This is a genomic window from Lactobacillus sp. XV13L (genome assembly GCF_059900875.1).
This window is the reverse complement of sequence record NZ_JBWXGD010000006.1, coordinates 51,268-72,407: the sequence shown is the minus strand read 5'-3', so window position 1 is coordinate 72,407 and position 21,140 is coordinate 51,268. Positions and strand designations below refer to the sequence as shown.

The 21,140-nt window shown below is 50.4% G+C and carries 18 protein-coding genes and 1 tRNA gene; 1 reads left to right on the top strand and 18 read right to left on the bottom strand.

Annotated features, from left to right (window positions below):
• Window positions 1-3 precede the first annotated feature (3 nt).
• The 15 genes from gatA to AC2JF6_RS05065 all read right to left on the bottom strand — a co-directional run bounded on the left by gatA (window position 4) and on the right by AC2JF6_RS05065 (window position 17,664).
• Entirely contained in the window at window positions 4-1,443 is a 1,440-nt protein-coding gene (gene gatA, locus AC2JF6_RS05135) for an Asp-tRNA(Asn)/Glu-tRNA(Gln) amidotransferase subunit GatA (protein ID WP_500729694.1), read from the bottom strand.
• The gene (gatC, locus tag AC2JF6_RS05130) at window positions 1,443-1,745 is read right to left on the bottom strand and encodes an Asp-tRNA(Asn)/Glu-tRNA(Gln) amidotransferase subunit GatC (RefSeq protein ID WP_500729693.1); all 303 of its coding nucleotides are present in this window, start codon (window positions 1,743-1,745) and stop codon (window positions 1,443-1,445) included. The genes gatA and gatC overlap by 1 nt, the downstream gene beginning before the upstream one ends.
• A 12-nt stretch (window positions 1,746-1,757) precedes the next feature.
• A complete protein-coding gene (locus AC2JF6_RS05125; RefSeq protein ID WP_500729692.1) occupies window positions 1,758-2,897 on the bottom strand; it encodes a CamS family sex pheromone protein in 1,140 nt (379 codons plus the stop codon).
• 13 nt (window positions 2,898-2,910) lie between these two features.
• Window positions 2,911-4,920: an NAD-dependent DNA ligase LigA gene (gene ligA, locus AC2JF6_RS05120; RefSeq protein ID WP_500729691.1), complete on the bottom strand. Its 2,010-nt coding sequence runs from the start codon at window positions 4,918-4,920 to the stop codon at window positions 2,911-2,913.
• 44 nt (window positions 4,921-4,964) lie between these two features.
• Window positions 4,965-7,208 (bottom strand): DNA helicase PcrA, encoded by a 2,244-nt coding sequence (gene pcrA, locus AC2JF6_RS05115; RefSeq protein WP_500729690.1) that lies wholly within the window; start codon window positions 7,206-7,208, stop codon window positions 4,965-4,967.
• A gap of 75 nt (window positions 7,209-7,283) precedes the next feature.
• Complete coding sequence (locus AC2JF6_RS05110; RefSeq protein WP_500729689.1) at window positions 7,284-7,931, bottom strand: glycoside hydrolase family 73 protein; 648 nt, start codon at window positions 7,929-7,931, stop codon at window positions 7,284-7,286.
• Between the two features lie 154 nt (window positions 7,932-8,085).
• Window positions 8,086-8,170 (bottom strand) — tRNA-Leu (locus tag AC2JF6_RS05105).
• 74 nt (window positions 8,171-8,244) lie between these two features.
• Window positions 8,245-9,996, bottom strand: a complete 1,752-nt coding sequence (locus AC2JF6_RS05100) for an ABC transporter ATP-binding protein (RefSeq protein ID WP_500729688.1) — start codon at window positions 9,994-9,996, stop codon at window positions 8,245-8,247.
• A 79-nt stretch (window positions 9,997-10,075) separates the two neighbouring features.
• Window positions 10,076-10,759: a MarR family winged helix-turn-helix transcriptional regulator gene (locus AC2JF6_RS05095; RefSeq protein WP_500729687.1), complete on the bottom strand. Its 684-nt coding sequence runs from the start codon at window positions 10,757-10,759 to the stop codon at window positions 10,076-10,078.
• A 123-nt stretch (window positions 10,760-10,882) separates the two neighbouring features.
• The gene (locus tag AC2JF6_RS05090) at window positions 10,883-11,344 is read right to left on the bottom strand and encodes a SprT family protein (RefSeq protein WP_500729686.1); all 462 of its coding nucleotides are present in this window, start codon (window positions 11,342-11,344) and stop codon (window positions 10,883-10,885) included.
• Window position 11,345: 1 nt separating this feature from the next.
• Entirely contained in the window at window positions 11,346-12,044 is a 699-nt protein-coding gene (locus AC2JF6_RS05085; protein ID WP_500729684.1) for a glycosyltransferase family 32 protein, read from the bottom strand.
• A 1-nt stretch (window position 12,045) separates the two neighbouring features.
• Window positions 12,046-13,476, bottom strand: a complete 1,431-nt coding sequence (locus AC2JF6_RS05080; RefSeq protein ID WP_500729683.1) for an oligosaccharide flippase family protein — start codon at window positions 13,474-13,476, stop codon at window positions 12,046-12,048.
• Window positions 13,477-13,490: 14 nt separating this feature from the next.
• Window positions 13,491-14,630 carry a CDP-glycerol glycerophosphotransferase family protein gene (locus tag AC2JF6_RS05075; protein WP_500729682.1) on the bottom strand — a complete coding sequence of 380 codons (1,140 nt, stop codon included), beginning with the start codon at window positions 14,628-14,630 and terminating at the stop codon, window positions 13,491-13,493.
• Between the two features lie 253 nt (window positions 14,631-14,883).
• A complete protein-coding gene (locus AC2JF6_RS05070) occupies window positions 14,884-16,365 on the bottom strand; it encodes an FAD-dependent oxidoreductase (protein WP_500729681.1) in 1,482 nt (493 codons plus the stop codon).
• Window positions 16,366-16,383: 18 nt separating this feature from the next.
• On the bottom strand, window positions 16,384-17,664 hold the full coding sequence (locus AC2JF6_RS05065; RefSeq protein WP_500729680.1) for an SLC13 family permease: 1,281 nt from the start codon (window positions 17,662-17,664) through the stop codon (window positions 16,384-16,386).
• Between the two features lie 254 nt (window positions 17,665-17,918).
• Between AC2JF6_RS05065 and AC2JF6_RS05060 the strand changes: the two genes are divergently transcribed.
• A complete protein-coding gene (locus AC2JF6_RS05060; RefSeq protein WP_500729679.1) occupies window positions 17,919-18,827 on the top strand; it encodes a LysR family transcriptional regulator in 909 nt (302 codons plus the stop codon).
• A gap of 186 nt (window positions 18,828-19,013) precedes the next feature.
• Here the strand turns inward: AC2JF6_RS05060 and AC2JF6_RS05055 are convergent, their stop codons facing one another.
• From AC2JF6_RS05055 to AC2JF6_RS05045, 3 genes are read right to left on the bottom strand one after another with little or no spacing between them, the layout of a single operon-like run.
• On the bottom strand, window positions 19,014-19,667 hold the full coding sequence (locus AC2JF6_RS05055) for an amino acid ABC transporter permease (RefSeq protein ID WP_500729678.1): 654 nt from the start codon (window positions 19,665-19,667) through the stop codon (window positions 19,014-19,016).
• A 13-nt stretch (window positions 19,668-19,680) separates the two neighbouring features.
• Window positions 19,681-20,319, bottom strand: a complete 639-nt coding sequence (locus AC2JF6_RS05050) for an amino acid ABC transporter permease (RefSeq protein WP_500729677.1) — start codon at window positions 20,317-20,319, stop codon at window positions 19,681-19,683.
• Window positions 20,316-21,131, bottom strand: coding sequence for a glutamate ABC transporter substrate-binding protein (locus tag AC2JF6_RS05045; protein ID WP_500729676.1), 816 nt, complete (start codon window positions 21,129-21,131; stop codon window positions 20,316-20,318). The genes AC2JF6_RS05050 and AC2JF6_RS05045 overlap by 4 nt, the downstream gene beginning before the upstream one ends.
• Window positions 21,132-21,140: the final 9 nt, after the last annotated feature.

The window sequence follows — 21,140 nt, the reverse complement described above, 5'->3', positions numbered from 1 at the left end:
CACTTAATCCTCCATTCCAGCTGGTGTCTGTTCGTAAAACTTGTTGGCGCGTTCGATAAAGTCGGCCACCTTGAAGATGCTGCCCTCGTCAAAGCGCTTGGCCATGACCTGCAGGCCGACGGGCATGCCGTCAACCAGGCCGGCCGGCACGCTGGCCGCCGGAATTCCCGCCAGGTTGGCCGAAATCGTCAGGATGTCGTTGTTGTACATCTTGATCGGGTCGGAAATCTCACTGCCGATATCAAAGGCCGGCGTCGTGGTCGTTGGCCCGACGATGACGTCGTGGTCCTTAAAGATGCGGTCGAAGTCCTGACAGATCAGCGTCCGCACCTTGGACGCCTGCCTGAAGAAGCGGTCGTAGGAGCCGGCCGACAGGGCGAAGGAACCGAGCATAATCCGGCGCTTGACCTCCTCGCCAAAGCCCTCGGAGCGTGACTTCACGTAGACGTCGAGCAGGTTCTTGGCGTCCTTTGACCGGTAGCCGTAGCGAATGCCGTCAAACCGCTGCAGGTTGGAGGAAGCCTCACTTGAAGCAATGATATAGTAGTCCGGCACGACGTACTTGGTCAGCGGCAGGGAAACTTCCGTGATTACGGCACCGGCGTCCTTCAAGACGTCGATCTGCTTTTGAATCACATCGTGCATGTCGCCGTCAACGGCGTCCATGTATTCCTTGACCACGGCAACGCGCAGGCCCTTGACGTCCTGGCCGATAAACCGGGTGAAGTCGGGCACGTCCCGCGTTGACAGGGTAGAGTCGTGACCGTCGTGGCCGGCAATCACGTTCAAAACCTGGGCGGAATCCTTGGCCCGCTTGCTCATAACGCCAATCTCATCAAGCGATGAGGCAAAGGCAATCAGTCCCCAGCGGGAAACGCGGCCGTAGGTCGGCTTGATGCCAAAGATGCCGTTGAAGGCGGCAGGCTGGCGGATTGAACCACCGGTGTCAGATCCCAGGGCCGCTACCACCTGACCGGAGGCAACCGCAACGGCGGAACCACCGGAGGAGCCACCGGGCACCTTGTCCAGGTTCCAAGGGTTGTGGGTGATGCCAAAGTAGGAGTGCTCGGTTGATGACCCCATCGCAAACTCATCCAGGTTGGTCTTGCCCACAAAGGTAGCCTGGGCCTTCTTCAAGCGCGCGACAACCGTTGCGTCATACACCGGCATGTAGTTGTCCAGGATGTGGCTGGCCGCGGTCGTCTTCACGCCCTTGGTAATAATGTTGTCCTTGATTGCAATCGGAATCCCGGCCAGCTTGTTTTGACCAAAGTCCAGGTCTGCCGCCGGCTTGGCGTCTTCCTGCACCGTGATCCAGGCGTTCAGCTTGTCATCGGTCTCCTTGATGTTTGCAACCGTATCCTGGGCCAGTTGGTCGGCGGACAAGTCGCCCTGGGCCAATTTTTTATTTAATGAGTCAATATCTTCATTTAAATAGTTCATTACTCGTCCTCGTCTTTGTTAATAATCACAGGAACCTTGATGAACCCGTTCGCTTGCTCAGGGACATTCTTCATTAATTCGGTCCGGTCCTGCCAGTGTTCCGGCTTGTCTTCCCGGAAAACCGTGTCGCGGTCAACCACCTGGACGGTCTCCTCGACGCCCGCGGTGTCAACCTCGGACAACTGGTCGGCCATGTTGATGATGGACGCCATTTGCGCGGTCACCTGCCCGATGTCTTCTTCATTGATTGCAAGCCGCGATAAAACCGCAACGTGCTTGATTGTGTCTTCTGTGATTTCCACAAAAATACCTCCTTATTCACCGCCATAAATATGGACTTGATAACTACTGTCGCCCGTTTCCTTGGCAACCAGGGCCTGGATGTCGTTAACGGAACCAATCTTTATTTCAATCGGCACATCATTTGCCAAATATTTCTTCGCCGTCGAAAGGACCAGCCTGGTAAAACTCTGCACCTGCTCGTACCCGTAAAACTGGGTCGTGATCGCAATGTTTTCCTGGGCCAACTTGCCGTTTTCGTAGCGCAGGCTCGCGGTCACCCCGCTAATATTAGGAAAATAATTCTGAATCGATTCTTTAAAACTATTGAAGCTCGACGCGTCGTTGCTGTTGATTGCCTTCTTATTGCCAATCGTTGGCAGCACCTGGGCCTGGGTGGCAATAGTTTTCCATTTAGTTATTTTACTACTATTAGCAGCCGCTGTCCCGCTCAAAAAGTAAGTTCCGGAAACCAGCGCGTCGCGGCTTTCCTTGGCAAACAGCCCCACCGTGATCGGCACGTTTTTGAGCGCCTTCTTCTTGCGCAGGCGCGCCACCACCTGCTGGGCCACGGCCTGGCCGTATTTTTGTTGCTGCGTGCGCGTAATCGTTCTCTGATATTCGGGGCCGTCCTTGGTCTTTTGGTAGTAGTCAATCGAGTTGAGGGCAAGGCCGATGCTCATTCCGCCGACGTGGTAGGATGAACCGGAACCGCTCAAATAATCCTGCTCGACAATCTCTTCCAGGTAGTAAGGACGGTAGTCCTTCTTCTTGCCCGCTGGCGGGTTGAGCCCGGCCGGGTTCGCCTTGGACTTGCGCGCCAACCAATCGTTGGCAACGCTGGTCGTGATGTACTGTCCCTCCTGAAAAACGTAGGAATTGGTCGAGTACACGCCCTTCGAAATCTGCACGAGCCCCCGTTCCAATTCCCGCGTGTCGACCGAGTTATTGTTATTGGTCGCGGTCAGGCCCGCAATCGGACTGGTGACGTAGCGGCCGTTTTTTAGGAGCACCGTGTAGCCGTTAGTGCCCGTATCGGTCGTCTGGTAGGTTTTAGTGGTCGAATTGGACGAGGTTTTAGCGTTGTTCGCCAAGTTGGAATTTTTTAAATTGCCACACGCAGTCAGGCTCAGGGCTGCCCCCAAAATCGCCAATATGTGCAAATACTTTTTCACTTTTTTGTTCCTTCTACTTAACTTGGGCAATTGCCTCTTCTTCAGTCAGCAGCTGCACGCCCAATTTTTGCGCCTTGGCATACTTGGAGCCAGCGTCTTTACCGTAAATCACGTAGTCGGTCTTGCCCGAGACGGATCCGGTTACCGTCGCACCCAGCTCCTGCAGCTTCTTGGTGAATTCGCCGCGCGTGTAGTGCGCAAGCGTGCCGGTCAAAACAACGGTCTTGCCCTTGAAGTAGTTGTCCGGCACCTCTTCAGCCGCCGTGTCTGGTCCCAGATAGTCCATGTTGACGCCCAAATCCTGCAGCCTGGCAACTAATTCCTTGACCTCGCCTTGAGCAAAGTAAGTGGTCAGCGACTCGGCAATCGTCTTCCCTATTGTAGCGATTGCCGCCACCTCCTGCACGTCAGCACTCATAATCTTTGTCATATTTTTAAACTTTTGCGCAATCAGCCGGGCGGCCTTGGCACCCACGTGATCAATCCCCAGTCCGGTCAGCAGCAGTTCAACCGAGTTTTTCTTTGAATTGTTGATGGCGTTAAGCAGGTTGGAAATCGCCTTGTCCTTGAAGTGGTCCAGCTGCTCCAGGTCGGCGGCCGTTAGGCGATAGAGGTCGGCCACGTTATGCACCAGGCCGCGAGCAATCAGTTGGCGCACGATCTTGGGTCCCAGGCCGTCGATGTTCATCGCCGGTCGCGATGCAAAGTGCGTGATGCCCTCCTCTATTTGGGCCGGGCAGGACGGATTGACGCAGCGCAGGGCGACTTCGTCCTGCAGGTGAATCAGCTTTTCCCCGCACGACGGGCAGGTAGTCGGGATCGGGTAGGGTTCAGCATCTTGGGGACGCTTGGCCAAAACCACCTCCGAAATTTCCGGAATGATGTCGCCCGCCTTGTGCAGCATGACGGTGTCCCCGATGCGAACGTCCTTCTGCCTGAGCAGGTCGGCGTTATGCAGCACCGCGTGCGAAACGGTAGTGCCGGCGAGCTGAACCGGATCCATGATTGCCGTCGGCGTGACGACGCCCGTGCGCCCCACGGTCCACTTAATCTCATGGACAACCGTTTCCTGCTCCTCCGGCGGGAACTTGTAGGCAATTTCCCAGCGCGGAATCTTAACCGTGTTGCCCAATTCCTTTTGCAGGTTTAGGTCGTCCACCTTGAGCACAATCCCGTCAATCCCGTACTCGAGTGCATCGCGCTTGGCCGTGTACTCATCGATAAAGGCAAAAATCTCGTCCAGACTGGTCAACTTGCGGCCGGTCTGGTTGGTGTGAAAGCCCAATTTTTGCATCGCACTAATTGCCTGGTTCTGGCTGGTGATTTCTGCCGGCGGGTTGACCCAGGTGTAAATGAACGTGCTTAGGTGGCGGTGCTTGGTCACGCTGGCATCCAGTTGGCGCAAAGAGCCCGCCGCCGCGTTCCGGGGGTTGGCAAAGGTGCTTTCGCCCTTTTCATCGCGCTCATCGTTTAATTTTGCAAACGCCTCCTTGCCCATGTAACACTCGCCACGGACCTCGGTCGTCAGTTTTGTGGGCAGCTCTTGCGGAATATCGGTGATGTAGCGGGCATTGGCCGTCACGTCCTCGCCCACGTGGCCGTTGCCCCGCGTTGAGGCCCGGGTCAATTTGCCGTCCGTGTATTCCAGGTTGATGGACAGGCCGTCAATCTTAAGCTCCACGTTGTAAGCCACCGGGTGGCCCACCTGCTTCTGCACGCGGTCGTCGAATTCACGCAATTCCTGCTTGGAAAAGACGTCCCCCATCGACAGCATCGGCACCTTGTGGGTAACCTTCGTCAGTGCGCTGTCAAGCTGGCCGCCGACGCGCTGCGTGATTGAATCCTGCGTGACCAGCTGGGGGAACTGCTGCTCGAGCTTAACCAGGCGATTGTACTTTTGGTCGTAGACGCTGTCCTCAACCTCCGGCGCGTCCCGTGAATAGTACGCATCCGCCCACTCATCCAGTTTGTCCCTGAGCGCTGCAACTTCTTTTCTGGCCTCATCAAGCGTTAAATCTGCCATTTTGCTCCTCCCGGTTAAAAATTAATTATTGCTTGCCAACTCTATTATACCTTTTTAATTGGGGCAAAAGCTGCTAAAAGCCGCTTAATGCCCTTGTCCTTGAAGGCGATGTCGAGTTCCATGTCCTCGCCCTTACCGTTGACCTTGACCACAACGCCGCGGCCCCAGGACTTGTGGTCGACCTGGTCGCCGGTGTTCCAACCCTTCTTCTCCGCACCGACGGCCCCAGCGGGCTTAACGCGCGGGGTGTAGACCTGGGCGCGCGCACGCTCGTCCTTATTGGCAAACGGGGCGGTCTGCACAGCAAAATTGCCCGCGGCGAAGTTTTCCGGGACGGCGCTCTCCTGCTCTAAGTCCCGGGCGTCGATTTCCTCCAGGAAGCGTGAGGGCGGATTGTTCTGCATGCGGCCGTACATCATGCGTGAGTATGCGTTGGTCAAAAACAGCTTGCGCTTGGCCCGCGTGATGCCGACGTAGGCCAGCCGTCGTTCTTCCTCCAGCTGGTCGTCCTCCAGCAGGGCACGCGATAGCGGAAACAGCCCGTCTTCCATGCCCACCAGGAAAACGACGGGGAATTCCAGTCCCTTGGCTGCGTGCAGGGTCATCAGTGCAACCTGGTCGTCGTTGTTTTCCAGGTCATCCTGGTCGCTCAAAAGCGAAACGTCCGCCAAGAAGTCGCTGAGCACGCTCTCGTTATCGTTGTCCTCATCAAGCTGGTCGTCGAACTGCTTGGTCACGGAGAGGAACTCGTCCAGGTTTTCCAGCCGCGTCTCGGCCTCAATTGTGCGCTCCTTCTTCAAAGCATCCGTGTAGTCAAAGTCCTGCAGGATTTTTTCCGTCAGACCGGTCACGCTGTGGGTTGGCGCGTAGTTGATTGCATCGCGCAGCTTGGCCCCAAAATCGCCCAGCTTGGCACCGGCCCGCGTTGATAAGCCGGCCATGTTAATGTGGCTGAACGCATCGAGCAGCGTCAACTCATTGTCCTGGGCAAAATTCATAAACTTGTTCACGCTGACCTGGCCAATCCCGCGCTTGGGCGTGTTGACGATGCGGTTGAAGCTCATCGTGTCGCTGGGGTTGGCTACCAGTTTGAGGTAGGCCATGATGTCCATGATTTCCTTGCGGTCATAGAACTTATGGCCACCGACAATTTGGTAGGGCACGCTCGACTTTACGAAGGCCTCCTCGACTGTCCGCGACTGTGCGTTGGTACGGTACAAAACGGCAAAGTCCTTATAGGAGCGCTTATTTTCCTTAACCTCTTCCTGAATCTTGGACAGAATAAAGTGGGCCTCATCGTCCCCGCTTTGGGCCCGGTAGTAGGTCACCTTGGCCCCATCGCCCCGGTCGGTCCAGAGGTTTTTGTCCTTACGGTTGTTATTGTTCTTGATCACCGCGTTGGCCGCGGCCAAAATATGGCCGGTCGAGCGGTAGTTCTGCTCAAGCTTAACGGTCTGAACCCCGTCATCCTTGTAGTCTTGCTCGAAGTTCATGATGTTTTCCATGTTGGCCCCGCGCCAGCCGTAGATCGACTGGTCCGCATCCCCGACCACGCAGATGTTCTTGTACTGGGCCGCCAGTTCATGACACAGTTCGTACTGGGCCTGGTTCGTGTCCTGGTACTCGTCGACCAGCAGGTAGCGGAATTTGTTCTGGTAGTAATGCAGAACGGCCTGATCCTTTTTAAACAGGACCAGTGTCTGCATAATCAGGTCGTCGAAGTCCATGATCTGATCGTGCTGCAGGCGTCTTTGGTATTCCAGGTAGACCTGCGCCGCCACCTTGTCAAAGGGCGCGGAGCTGCTGGCCGCAAACGCCTTAGGCGTAAGCAGGTCATTCTTGCCGTTGGAAATAGCCGCCAAAATGCCCCGCGGTTCGTACATCTTCGGGTTGATGTTCAGGTCCTTTTCAATGTGCTTGACCAGCGTCAATTGTTCGGCCGGATCGGCAATCGAAAAGTTTCGATTGTAGCCAATCTTCTCTGCGTCGCGGCGCAGAATGCGCACGCACAAAGCGTGGAAGGTGGACATCCAGATGCCATCGGCCCGGGCACCGAGCAGCTTGTGCTCCCGCACCCGCATCTCGCTTGCGGCCTTATTGGTGAAAGTGATGGCCAAAATATTCCACGGCAGCACCCCTTTTTCTTCAACCAGGTAGGCGATGCGCCGGGTCAAGACCGAGGTCTTGCCCGAACCCGCACCGGCAACAACCAAAAGTGGCCCCGTGGTTATCTTGACGGCCTTTTTTTGCTGCGGGTTTAACCCTGTCAAAATTGCTTCTTCGCTCATTCTAATTCCCTTCGCCAAAAACTTTATAACTATTTAATTGTACCAAAAAGAAGGCAGCTTTTTTACTAGTTGCCCTTATTTGTCGAAGCGGTCGAGGTGGTACTGCTCAACCAGCTTAATCAGCTTTTCCGCGTAGTTGGGGTCGGTGGCGTAGCCGTCCTTGACGAGTGCATACGCCTGCTGCTCGTAGTTTTCAGCCGCCAGGACGTGCTTATACTGCCGGGCGTTCCAGCTCGTTCCCTTCTGAAAGAGGCGTGCGTGGGCGCGGATCGAGGCCTCGTATGAGTCGTAGATCTGGAAGCGGGCCTTGACCACGATCCACTTGCCCTTCTCGTATTCCTTGGTCGTCAAGATGGCAGACGTGTTGGGGTTCGTGCCCTTGACGCCGAACAGGTTATTATACTTTTGCGACAGGCTGCTTTGCCCGTAGTCGCTTTCCAGGCAGGCCTGGGCAATCGTGATGCTGGGCAGCAGCTCAAAGGATTTGTTGACCTCTTTGGCAATCGGCCCAATCTTGTTAATAAAGGCCTTGTGCTGCCGAATAACCTTTTGCCTGGCCTCTTCGCGGGCCAACTGCTCCTGCCTAATCTGCTCGGACTGGATTGCCTGGCGCCTGTAGTATCTGAAGGCGACAAACGCGACAATCAGTAGAAAGAGAATGATAAAGGTGCGAATGATGATTCGCCCATTAGATTGTTTTCTGCCTTTGCGTTTTCTTGCCATAATTACTCTTTGCCCCTAAATCAATACTACCAGTATACCCTCTCGCAGCCTCAAATTATGCAATGTAATTAATTTTTAAAATAAAAGCAGACGTTAAACCACAAGGGCCTCACTTAGGCACAAAAAAATGGAGCTCAAAAGCTCCATTAAGTAGTGCGGGCAAGAAGACTCGAACTTCCACGATCTAAAACGATCACAAGATCCTTAGTCTTGCGCGTCTGCCATTCCGCCATGCCCGCAAACACATTCATTACTATACCCCAAAAGCGGGCCGAGTACAAGTCCTTCCGCCATATTTTTATAAAAAATAATGCTAATCGACCATCTGCTCATTCACGTAGCGTGCATACAGCCTGTGGTGTTTCATCAATTCGCGGTGCGTACCGTGCCCTGTGACCTGGCCCTGCTCAATAAAGTAAATCTGATCCGCATTCACAATCGTGGACAGCCTGTGCGCAATCACCAGCGTCGTGCGGTTGACCATCAATTGATCGAGTGCCGCTTGGACCTGCCTTTCCGATTCGGAATCAAGGCTGGCCGTCGCCTCATCCAGCATCAAGATCTGGGGATTGCGCAGAAATGCCCGGGCAATTGCCAGGCGCTGCTTCTGTCCGCCCGAGAGCTTGACGCCGCGCTCACCAATTTCCGTTTCCAGCCGGTCGGGAAAGTCGCGCACAAACTGGTCGGCGTGCGCTAACTTCAATCCGCGCCACAATTCGCTGTCCGTCAGCTTTTGCTGCAGGCCATATAGCAGGTTGGCACGAATCGTTCCGGAAAAAATCGCACTGTCTTGGGAGACATAGCCAATCTGGGACCGCCATTTAGACAGGTTAATTGCCTGGATGTCGTGCTCGCCCAGCAGAATTTGGCCACCGGTCGGCTGGTAGAAACGCTCCAGCAAAGCAAAAATAGTCGACTTGCCCCCACCGCTCGGACCAGCAAAGGCGATTACGGTATTGGGCTGAGCGACAAAGGAGACGTCCCGTAAAACCGGCTTATCCCGGCGGTAGCTGAAACTAAGATTTTGTACAGTCAAAGCTTCGTGATCCGGGGCAAAGTCATGGCCAGTCAGGCTCTTTTCCGGTGGGATATTCAAGATTGCCTGAATCCGTGCGGTTGATCCCAGCGCTTTTTGAATCTGGGAAAAGAACGTGGCAAACGTTGCCACGGGCGCAATAACATTAAAGAGGTAGAGCAAAAAAGCAACCAGTGCGCCGCTGGTCAGCGTTCCCTGCCCCACCCGAATGATCCCAAACGCCAGGATGCCCATAAAGGTAGCCGTCATCAGGGTGGTCATAACCGGCTGCAAAATTGCGGCCACACGCGCATCGGTCACGCCAATCTGAAAGATCTTTTCGATTAAATTCTTTCCCCGCTTTTCCTCAAACTGCTCACCGTTGCTGGCCTTAATCAGCCGCACGTCGGAAAGCTTCTCGCTGACCTCACCGCTCAGGGCCGCGGTCGCCGCCTGGAGCTTGCGGCCAAGACGGGCCATGATCCTCCCAATCGGCAACAGCACCAAGACCACAACGGGGACAATGGTAAACATGAGCGCCGCCATCTGCCAGTCCATCACAAATAATATTACTAGCGAAAAGAGCAGCTGAATCGCTCCGGTAATAAAATTGGGGAACTGTTCGGCGACCAGGCCCTTGATCACTTCTGTGTCGTTGACCAGCCTTGAGCTGCTCTCGCCCGCCTTGTTTTCGTCAAAGTAGGAGACGGGTAGTTTCAGCAAGTGACGCCACAGCCGGTTGCGCAATTTTTTGACCACGCTCTCCCCGAAGTACCGGAGGATAAAACCGCCAAGCGTGCCCAAAAGGAGCTGTACGGCAAAGACCACAACGATGATAAGCAGATTGGCATAGTTAAAATCATCCCACTTGCTCGTGTCCACTAAATTACGCGTCAAGAGCGGCAAAGCCAGGTTGGCGCCGCTGGTAATCAAACTAAAGAGTAGACCAACGATAAATAAGGACTTGCGCACGTTCAAACTGCTTAATAACCGCAAGAAATCACGTAATTTAACTGTTTTGTTGCCGTTCTGCGGGGCCCTGTGAGTCAATCTGCTTACCAACTTTCTGTGCCTTAATCTAAAAAAAGCTTTTCATAAATTGAAAAACTTTATCTTTTAACCTAGCTTATTATAACTCTTTATCATTATCCCAAAACTCGCGCCAAAAGTCACGGCGTGGCGGACGCATGCGCTGATTCGGGCAGGTTCTGCCCTCTGCATCAGCAGATTCGCTCCCCGGCCGGCAGCCATGGTGGTGCATGCCCCGCGCGTGGTGGCACGCCGCCCGCATCTCATCGGCAGACCAGTTGTGCTCTTCAGCCCACTTATGCCACCTGTTCATCGCCCACATGCGGTAGCTGGGATCCACAAACCTGTCTGCTTGTTCCTTAAAGTCATCGTCCCAGCCGTTGGCAATCTTCTCTAGGTAATTGCTGAGTTCTTCCTGTTCAGTGGCGCTAAGACCGTTGAAGAAGGCCGAGGTGTCCTGCTTGTTTGCCCACTCGTCGATGCGCTCGGCCTCCTTGCGGCCCGCACTGGTCAAATAGACGCGCTTGACCCGGCGGTCCTGGTCATCAGACGCACGCGTGATTTCACCCTTTGCCTCCATCTTCTTAAGCAATTCTGCGAGCGAGCCCGGCTGCAGGGCCAGGACCTCAGCCAAATAATTTTGGGTTAGCCCGTCTTCAAGCTTAAGAACCGCCAAGACCCGCTTTTGTCCTGCCAGCGGCTGCTTGTTCTGAAACATGAAGTAGCGACTTGCACGCATGATAAAGTGCAGTCGTTTCATTAAATTATCACTTGCTTGACTCATAACATGACTCCTTTGCTCTTCGCTTATTTTTAAAAAGGTTAGGTACCTAATATTATGTAAAAAGTATAGGAGCAGCGTTATTTTTTGTCAATCACTTTGCTTACCAATCGCAGCACTATTTTGTCATTTTGCCGCCTGCTTTATTAGGCGCAGGCGACCGCCGCAGCGGCCACAAACGTAGCGGCGCAAATCAACGCGGCGCACGCGCGCAAACCTATGCCCGCAGGTGCAGCAGGCATACAAATACTTCCTGGTTTGCTTGCGCCCCAGACCAATATCCGGCGCATAGCGACTTCCGCCCACGCGCTTCAGCAGTTCCTTGAAGTCCTGGTCGCGGTGCCGGTAGCCCCGCCGCAGCACGTGCAGGTGATAGTGCGTTAATTCGTGCTTAATAATGCCAACCAGTGCGGCCCTCTGCTGCTCTGCTAAAAAATGGGCGTTGATTTCAATGTGGTGGTCGTGCAGGTGGTAGCGGCCCCCCGTCGTGGTCATGCGCCGGTTGATCTTGACCTCATGGCCAAAGGGCCGGGCAAAATATTCAAGCGAGATCCTTTCGACCAGCCTCTGCAATTCTTCTTCGCTCATTTTACCTAAAAATCCGGGCGTAGAGGGCCGCCTCGGCGCGCGTCTTAATCCTGACTTTGAGCGCGGTTACCAGTTTGCGCTTCAGTGGTTTCTCCCCCTCCATCCAGGTGCCGGTGAACACATGGATCGTCTTGGAGTTTGCGGACGGATTGCACAAAACGCCATCGGGATAAACGTGAATGCCGTCCCTTAGCAGCTGCTCCTTGTTGTTGGGGATGGCCCCATACCTGTTCTTTAACAGGTCTGAGACGGACACCGTATTGACGCCCGCCAGCTGATTGTTTTTATCAAAGGAAAAGTCGCGGTCATCGTAGTAGTCCAGCATGTCACGCACAAGCGGGTGGCCCTTCTCCGCGCCAAAAACCGCCGTGAAGGGATTGGCAGGATTCTCAAAGCCAACAAAGGCCTGGTTGAAACGCAGGCTGTCTAGATCATCCAAAACCAAGACGTCCGTATCAAGGTAGATGCCGCCCATTTCGCACACGGCCTTGGCCCGGATATAATCTGAAACAAAGGCCCACTTCTTGGCCTGGTATGCCTCTTCCACGTACTTGTTTTCATGGATATCGACATTCTGCTCGTTCCATTCAATAATCTGATAACCCTGCAAGTGTTTGCGCCAGGTCTTCATGCAGCGCTGGATGTTTTTCGGTTTGGGATTGCCGCCGACCCAGACGTAATGGATAATTTTAGGAATCATTTTAGCCCCTTGTAAAAAATTTCTTAAACAACAATATTATATCCTGATTAAAGTCCAACTTCATTAGGAACATGAGCACTATGTAAAGAACAAACATGATGATTGACTTGAGTGCCATATTTAAAAAGGCCGAGGAAACCAGCCGCGGAAGCAGCATGCCGACTCCCAGAACAAGTACGGAAATAAGCAGGTACTTGGGCACTTCACGGAAGGAATACTTAAAGTCATAGCCATCGCGCACGATCCACAGACGCAAAATAAGAACAATCAGCTCTGTCACCAAAATGGCGACCATGGCACCGGTCGCACCATAAAAACGATCAAGAAAGTAGCTCAGGACAACTTCTAAAACCGCTCCGATAATCAAGGGGAGGGCATAGTCCCGGTCGCGGTGATTGGCCAGTGCAAACTGGTTGGCAAACACCCCGCCAGTCGGAATCATGACAATAGTCAGGGCAAAGAAAAACATGAGCGGCGTCATCGGAATGAACTTGGGTCCAAAAAAGAACGGGACAAATTCCTTCGTGTTGGCCATGATGATAACGGCAAACAGTGTACCCAACATGACGGTCGCCTCAAGCGACTTTTTGAGGATTACCCGCTGCTTTTTCTGGCCCTCACCAGCCATCTTGGGCATGATGACCAAAGAAATACTGGTAACCACGCCTAAAACCATGTTGGCAATGCGCTGCGAGTTGTCATAAAAGGCCACTTGCGTCGAATTCTGAAAGAGACCCAAAAGCGGCTTGTCCAGTGACGTATAGATTTGGGTGGCAATCTGGGGAATTAGCAAAGTGATAATTGCTTTAATCGTTGTTTGGGATTGGTAGAAGTGCCTTACCGGACCATCCACGTAGCGGTGAATGTCAAACCAGAAGACAAAGGAACCCAGCATCGTGGAGACCGACATGATAAGCATATACTTGCCCAAGTCGCTCGGGCTCTTGACCCAAAGCAGAATCAAGATAACTGAAACTAGCTTCACCGCCGTGTTTTTCAAAACCACGCGACCGAAGGCGGCCAGTCCCTGGAAGAACCACGAGATGTCGACTTGCGCCGAAATCAGGTAGGGCACCATTAGTATCAGATAATTCCAGTATTTAACATGGAAAAGGCTCGCAGTCGCCAGCACAAGCAAAATGGTCACCAAGCCGGCTAAGGCCTGAAAATACCACAGGCCCCAGAATGCTTCCGTCAAATCCGCCTTGCTGCCGAAGGCCCGCGTCTGCGAAATTGTGCGCATCCCAATATATGAGACTGAAAGCGTACAAAAAATCATCAGGAACTGCACGATGTTGTTGACGTTGCTGTAGATACCGTAGGTTTGGGGGCCCAGAATCCGCGACAGGTACGGCACCGTAATCAGGGGCACTAGAACGAGGAAAATCTGGTAGATGGCATTATACATAATGTTTAAAAAAGTTTTCTTCACGATTTATCCCCTTTTTACCGTTGCTTAATTAAGTCAAAAACATTGGCACAAGCGGACTCGCCCTGCAACTGGTTGGTCAAATCAAGCCAGTATTGGCGCTTCTGCTGGTAGTGATCAGGCCTGCGCAGGGCAGCAAGCAGCTCCGCCTGCGTCTTCACGCACGGACCGGGCACGACCTTTTGGTAAGGCCCAATGAGCAGGCCGCGTACCTTTTCATACTGCTTCAAATAATTCGTGATGAAAATTACGGGGCGCTTCAAATTTAAGTAATCAAAGTAGACCGACGAAAAGTCGGTGACCAGAAAATCAGTGACCCCAAGCACCTCGTAGAGGTCACAATCATGTTGGGAAAAGTAATCATTATTGAGAAAAGCCAGGTTGGAATAAGAGCTTGCATAATTAGCTAAAAAGCGCATCTCATACGGATGGAGCTTTACCACGAGGTATTGGTGCTGCGCCTTTAATGCATCATTCAGCTTTGCTACATCAAAATCAGGCAGGGTCAAAAAATTGCCCGACTTAAGCTGCGCCTCAACTTGCTCATCTTCCATTTCGTAACGAAAGGTCGGCATGTAGATGCCGATAGCAGCAGTTTCATCAGTTTGATGAAACAGTTCCTGGAGCAGCTGCTTCTTGGTAACGGCCGGCTTTTGCAAAAAATCAACCCGGGGAAAGCCCACTTTTTGGTATTTAGACGCTGCAATCGCGCAGCACGCACTCATCAGTGTTTCATACAAGTCTGAACTTGAACAGACAACGTCAGCATTGCGCTGCCACAATTTGGCGTTGCGGTGATTATCCCGCTGCTTGGTATTGCCCGCCATGATGCCCATCCGCTTAAGCGGAATCCCATGCCAGAACTGAATGTTAACCTGCTGCGGGTGGATCTTAAACGGTGAATGCGTCGTGACAACAAACTTTGCCCGACCAATTTCCAGCCAGGCTTGGAGCGGCAGGTGCGAAGAGGGCCAGGGCTCAACCACACACACATCATAATCAGGATGATTGGCCCGCATGTATTTGGCAAACAGGTAGCCGTTTGACCCCGACCTGCCGGCACCGTTTAGAACCACAACCTTTTTTTCATTAATTCTAGTTAGTCGCGCCCCCAACTTTATCAGGCGCAGATACAACCGAAATAAAAAATTCTTCATGCTTTGATTTCCCCACTTTTTTGCTTCACTTAAGGGTACAGAAAAAGCCTGAGCAAACTCAAGCTTTTTGACGTTATTTTTTAGTTTTTTAATGATTAAAGGTTAAAAAATGCATTGCGCGAATACATGAACGGTAAGCACAACGAACCAGACCACGCTCAATATCCACTCCTCCATTTAGTTAGGCATTTTGCAAATAGCAAAAAGAGAAGACCGAAAAGTAGTCTTCTCTTTTAATCACACGGTATTAAATTTATTCAGTAGCATATTTTCCTGCCAAACGGCCGAAAGTCTGGGCATGACTGCAGGTTAATCCCGGTACTCGGTCTTCATATGAACCCCAGAAAAACCCACCAGAACAGTTGCCAGCCGCATACAAGCCCTTGATCGGATCATTGTCGCTGTTCAATACCTGCATATGGTCGTTGATTTGGAGTCCGTCTAAGGTTGCCAACAGAACGCCACTGAACCAAGCACCGTAGTACGGAGCACCCTCTACAGGGAGCAAACGCGACTTTTCCTTGCCAAAATCTTCATCAACACCTTTATTGGCTAATTCGTTATACCGCTCAACGGTCTTCACCAGCTGCTCTTTCGGCAATTGCAGCTTCTCAGCCAATTCCTCAATCGAATCTGCCTTTTGGACAAGTCCCTCCTTGATCTTCTCCTCGTTTTGTTCCTTGCGGCCTGCAACTTCCTTGTTGCCAGGCCAACCAACCCGGGAGCAGCCCAACGTATGAAATTCTGCCAGGCGATCCATGGTTTGCTCATTCCAAATCAAGACTTCCATGTTGCCCGGCTGGTGCATCAGTGCATTCATATCGAACTGGTATGGCGCACTTTCATTAAAGAAGCGCTGCCCCTTTAAATTCACCTTTAAAAACGGGAAGGAGCCAATATTGTACTGGTGATTGCGCCAATCAATTGTGTAAGTCTCCTTGCTGCTTGTTCCAACGGGCACCGCACCACGGTTGAAGATAATTGAAGCAGCTTCATCATCTTTAACTGCGCCCACTTCTAGCGCAGCCAGGATGCCAGAACCATCGTCACGTGGGCTCTGGGTGTAGCAGCACTTCTTGAAAATCGTTGGATTCCACTTCTTGAGCAATTCCTTATTTGCACCGTAGCCCCCGGTACATAGGATTACGCCCTTGGCAGCACTAATATCATAAGTTGCACCCGTCTTAGTGTCCTTGACCTGAAGACCGGTTACCCTGCCCTCCTTATCCGTCAATAGGTGTTCCATTTTGGTATTAAACCTGACGTCTGTTCCAAGTTTCTGTGCATATTCAATCAGATAGTTGCCATAGTCTTTATCATCAGAATGGTCATCTTTTGTAACGTGGTGCTCGGTCGGAAAGGCCTTATTGATTAAAGTTTCATAGTGTGCATCGGGTTCACTGTAGAGGTGTTCACCGCGCGGCTTTAAAACTTTTTCTTCCAGCCAATCGGCCGTCTCGCCTGAGTGATTGAGCCAAGCCCAAATCAAGGATTGGTCTGCGTTATCCTGGGTAAAGGACGTCAGATACTGAGCCAGGTCATTTTTATCAATGTGCACGCCGGCCCTTGCCTGCGCCTTGGTATTGACCCCGCCTAGCCAATGCCGGTATAAATGCTCTACCGTACTGGTCTTATCAATAAGCAAGACCTTGGCACCTTGTTCGGCAGCAGCAGCAGCGGCAAAACCGCCCGCATTGGACCCACCAACAACAACTACATCATAATTATTATTCATCTTTTTTCTCCTAAAACATTAAGGTGGATACATCAATTGGGTCACAAAGCACCCGACAACACAAAGCATGATTGCTAGCGGCAGCCCGCATTTCAAGAAGTCATTCAACTTATAGCCCCCAGCATCCATTATTAGCGGCAGGCTATGTCCGCCAATCGGCGTTAGAAAGCTAAAGGAACTTGCGGTTGCTGCAGCTAGCACCGCCCCCCGCGGATCCAGTCCCATGCGCAGACAGGTCAGAGTCCACAGCGGTACCAGAATAGATACAGCAGCTAATCCGCCAACTAAGTTGGCAATTACCAGCGTTACCAGGAAGAATAATCCCATCATTAGGAACGGGTTGCTAATGCCCTTGGCAACGCCCGCCATTGCGTTTCCGACCATCTTGCCGGCACCAGTTGCCTGCAGCGCATCGGCTAGACCCAGCATACCGGCAATCAGCAAGATGATGTTCAAGTTCAAGGCACCCAAAGCTTCTTTGTTGCTTAAGACGCCCGTCAAAACTAGTAGTATGGCACCGGCAATAGCAATAATATAGGACTGAACGTGAATGTATGATGACAGCACCATCAACACAATCGTTAGTGCGCTAATCATAATTCCAGCAGCGTTTTTCCCTTTAGACAGCGGTTCGGCTTTCTTGCTGACCGAATATTCTGGCGACTGCTTTTCAAGCTCGGCATTATCCTTATCTGGTAATAATTTGGGACCAATAAAGGTCATGTAGAGAATAACTACAACCAAAAAGGGTAGCCGGGCAATCAGAAAATCGTTAATGTTGACCGAAGCTTTCGCACCCAGCTTCATCATTACACTAGACCAAGACATGTTTAATGCCCCAACGCCTAAAAACCAAGCACCAGCCGCAGAAACTGCTGTCACCTCAAAAGGATACAAAATTTTGCTTCGGGACAATCCGATGTCGTCGCAAATTCCGCACAGGATTGGCAACATAATGACTAAAGCAATAGTGCCATTAGAGATAATTGCCAGCAGGGCTGCAATAATACAGGTGAAAAACGTCAACAATCTGGGCTTATCCTTGAAGCGTTTTACAAACTCCGCCGCCTTAGTAATTATTGAAGTTTTCTGAATGCCTTTGCCGAGGACAAACATGGCAGCAAAGAGCAAGACAGACGTATTAGTCACGTTCCCGAATGCCCGTTCTGGTGGCAATATTTGGAAAACAGCTAATGCAAACATTACCAAGACGCCAATCATCGAGATTGAAACTTTCCCTGAAATGAAAGCGATAATTACTGCTAACAAGATCAGCAGCGTTATAATCATTGGATCCATAATTTTCTCCTTAATTATCTTTGAAACATATGATCCCACTCATTGGACTGTTAAGATCCCTTATTTATATTTTTATAAAAATATAAATAAGGGAATTTTATAATATGTTTTGTCTCATTTTGATGCACAAATCAAATACCCCTTTCTTCTGAAACCACTCATTGATTCCGTTTACATTGTTGAGTTTATCATTCGAATAGGAGTATGATTAACGGTAAAAAGAATAGATCTATTACGAATTAGAATAGGTAAAAATGAATTCTACCCAAATTAAATGTTTTCATTCACTAGGAAAAACGCACAATTTTACTCAAACAGCCAAAGAACTTTACCTGGCTCAGCCTACGGTTTCTAAAAATATTCATAATCTAGAAAAAGAAATTGGCATCCAACTAATTTTTCACGACCACCGGAAGATTTGTTTAACCGAGGAAGGCAAATATTTCCACGAAGTGCTTTTAAAAGTTGCCGCAGACATCGATAATGCACTTCAAAAGATCAAAAAAAGTGAGATATCAAAGCAGCGCACCATTTCACTCGGTTACTCCGGCCTTCCCTTTGAGAAACAATTTTTGCCGGTTTTTATTCAATTAATGCAGCAAAAAAGAAAGTGGTCTGTGGAGCTTAAAACGATTAGTTTAAGCAAGTCGGACTTTAAAAACATGCTTGATAATCAGCAAATTGATTTTATGATCTATCAGTCAGACTTCTTTAATGATGACAAGTACCATTTTTATCCAATGATGCGTGCTGGCTTTTCCGTAATTATTCGTCGGGACAGTCCCCTGCAAAAGTACGCTAAGGTTCCGTTGCAGGAACTGAATAAAAAAATATATTTATGGGACAGCAGAATTCCGCTACAATCCGTTGCACAACTAAAAAGAGCAATAGAAAATGTTCATACTGCTCCTAAAATAGAAATCATCCACAAGGTTTCCGTAGCAACCATGTTAGTGCAGGCTAACGATGGAATAGCTATTGTTCCAAGTTTTGCTTACGACCGCAGTAACAATGAGGTTTATTACCGCTTTTTAGATTGGGATCATTTTACAGCGTATGGCCTTGGCTGCTTGCAGGAAACGCAAAAGGATCCGTCCTACCAAGACGTAATAGTTAATATGCAAAAGGCAATTAATTTCACTAAAGAAAAATGGAACGGTTAATGCTTGTCATAATATTTTTATAATACTGCGGGCGGCCAGTCCGTCCAACTTGACCAACTGTTCTTATTAAAATAGCAAAAAAAGCACCAGAGCATTCTTGCTCTGGTACTTTTCAGTTTGACCCGCAAAATCAATTTGCCAGCCGATAACTAAAGAACCTGGTCTTAAAACAACTAACCATTAGCTTTACGACAAGCGCCTGCCGATTGCGTTGCCAATCACCGACAAGGTGAAGCAGACGATGAAGTATAATACGGCTAGAGCCGCGAACATCGGCAGGATATAGTTGGCATTCTGCCCGTAAATAACCTGCGCGTGCTGCATCATTTCTGGCACCACGATGATCGTTGCAAGCGACGTGTCCTTAATCAACGAGACGAACTGACTGATAATTGTCGGAATCATATTTTTATAGGCTTGCGGCAAAACAACATGCCAGAGCGCCTGGATAAAGGACATGCCCGTTGATCGCGCGCCCTCCATCTGGCCACCAGAAACTGACTGGATCCCAGACCGCACGATTTCCGCAATCATGCTTGACTCAAACACCGTCATCGCGATGATGGCGGCCGGAATCGTTTCCGGCCGTAAACCGAAGTTTGGTAGACCAAAGTAGGTGAAGAAGATAATCAAGAGCAGTGGAACATTGCGGATAATATCAATTACGAAGCCGATGATTTTTGACAAGTATCTGATTTTGGAGTACCTGATAATTCCCAAAATTGACCCTAGAATGAAGCTCAAAACAACCGAGATCACTGAAATATAAATAGTCACCCAGAGGCCCATCAATAAAAAACGAACATTAAGCCATGAAAAGGCGTTAATCCAATTTTGCATTTTGCTTCACCTCCTAGGCTAATTTCTTTTCCAAGTACTGCATGTAGTAACTCAGCGGCAAGGTAATAATGAGGTACAAGACGCCAATAACCAGGTAGCTATTGATCGTATCAAAGGTCGTCGACGCTATCGAATTGCCCTGGTACATCAGATCAAAGCCGGCAACAAACGCCAATACCGATGAGTTCTTAACTAGATTAACAAACTGATTGCCCAACGGTGGAATTACAATCTTAAAGGCCTGCGGCAGGATAATGTAACGCATCGCCTGCCAGTAGGTCATGCCTGTGGATCGTGCGCCCTCCATCTGGCCACTAGAAACAGATTGTATTCCCGACCGGATCGTCTCGGCAATAAAGGCTGAAGTGTAAAGCGTGAGCCCAATCGTCCCGGCAGTAAAGCCATTGATTTTGACAACGTACATTGGGATCACTAAATAGAAGAACATGGTAATAACGAGCAAAGGAATGTTCCGCAAAATTTCCACGTAGGCGCGGCCAATTATCCGCATTGCTTTGCTTGGGACCACTTCCATAATCGCAAACACTGTTCCAATTATCAAACTAAAGAACAGTGCTATTACGCTTGAAAGGACGGTCCAACCCAAGCCAACTAACAGTTGACCACTAAATTTGGTAAAGATATTAATCATTGGCGATACAACTCCTTATACTTAAATCCCGGAACCTCGCCGAACCATTTTTTAATGAGGCGGTTGTATTCGCCGTTGTGTTGCATCTCCAAGACGGCTTGGTCTACTGCCTTGGTAAAGGACTTCTGGCCCTTATTGACGGCTACACCATAAGGTTCAACAGTGAAAGTCTTGCCGCGAACTTCATAACCAGGATTTTGGACAGCCAGGCCAAACAAAATGCCATTATCGGTTGTCAGGGCATCGCCCTGACCAGACTTGAGCGCGTTCATGGCCTGTGCATAGTCCTGCAATTCAATTACCCGCGCCTTCGGTGCCACCTTTTTAATATTCTGCACCGAATTAGCACCGACAACTCCGATCACGGTTTTTCCATTTAAGTCATTAGTACTCTTGATTGGTGAGTTTTTAGGCACCAATAGCGATTGGCCTGCATCAAAATACGACTTGGAAAAAGAGATGGTCTTCTTCCGTTCAGGAGTAATTGACATAGTTGCAATCACTGCATCAACATTACCATTTTTGAGTAGCGGCACTCGTGATTGCGAGGTCGTCGTAACAAAAATTGCCTTACCCTTGGGGCCCAGAATATGCTTGGTGATATGCTTGGCCATGTCGACGTCAAAGCCCTTTTGTTGTCCATCGCGCACGTCAATCAAACCAAAGAGTTTAACATCGCCTTTAACGCCCCAAGTAATGGTGTTAGCCTGCTCAACGTTCTCTAGGACAGACTGGTCGTTTAGACTCTTACCACAGCCAGTCAAAAAGAGCACCCATACCAGTAAGGGAATTAGCCAAAATTTCTTTTTCATGATTGCCCC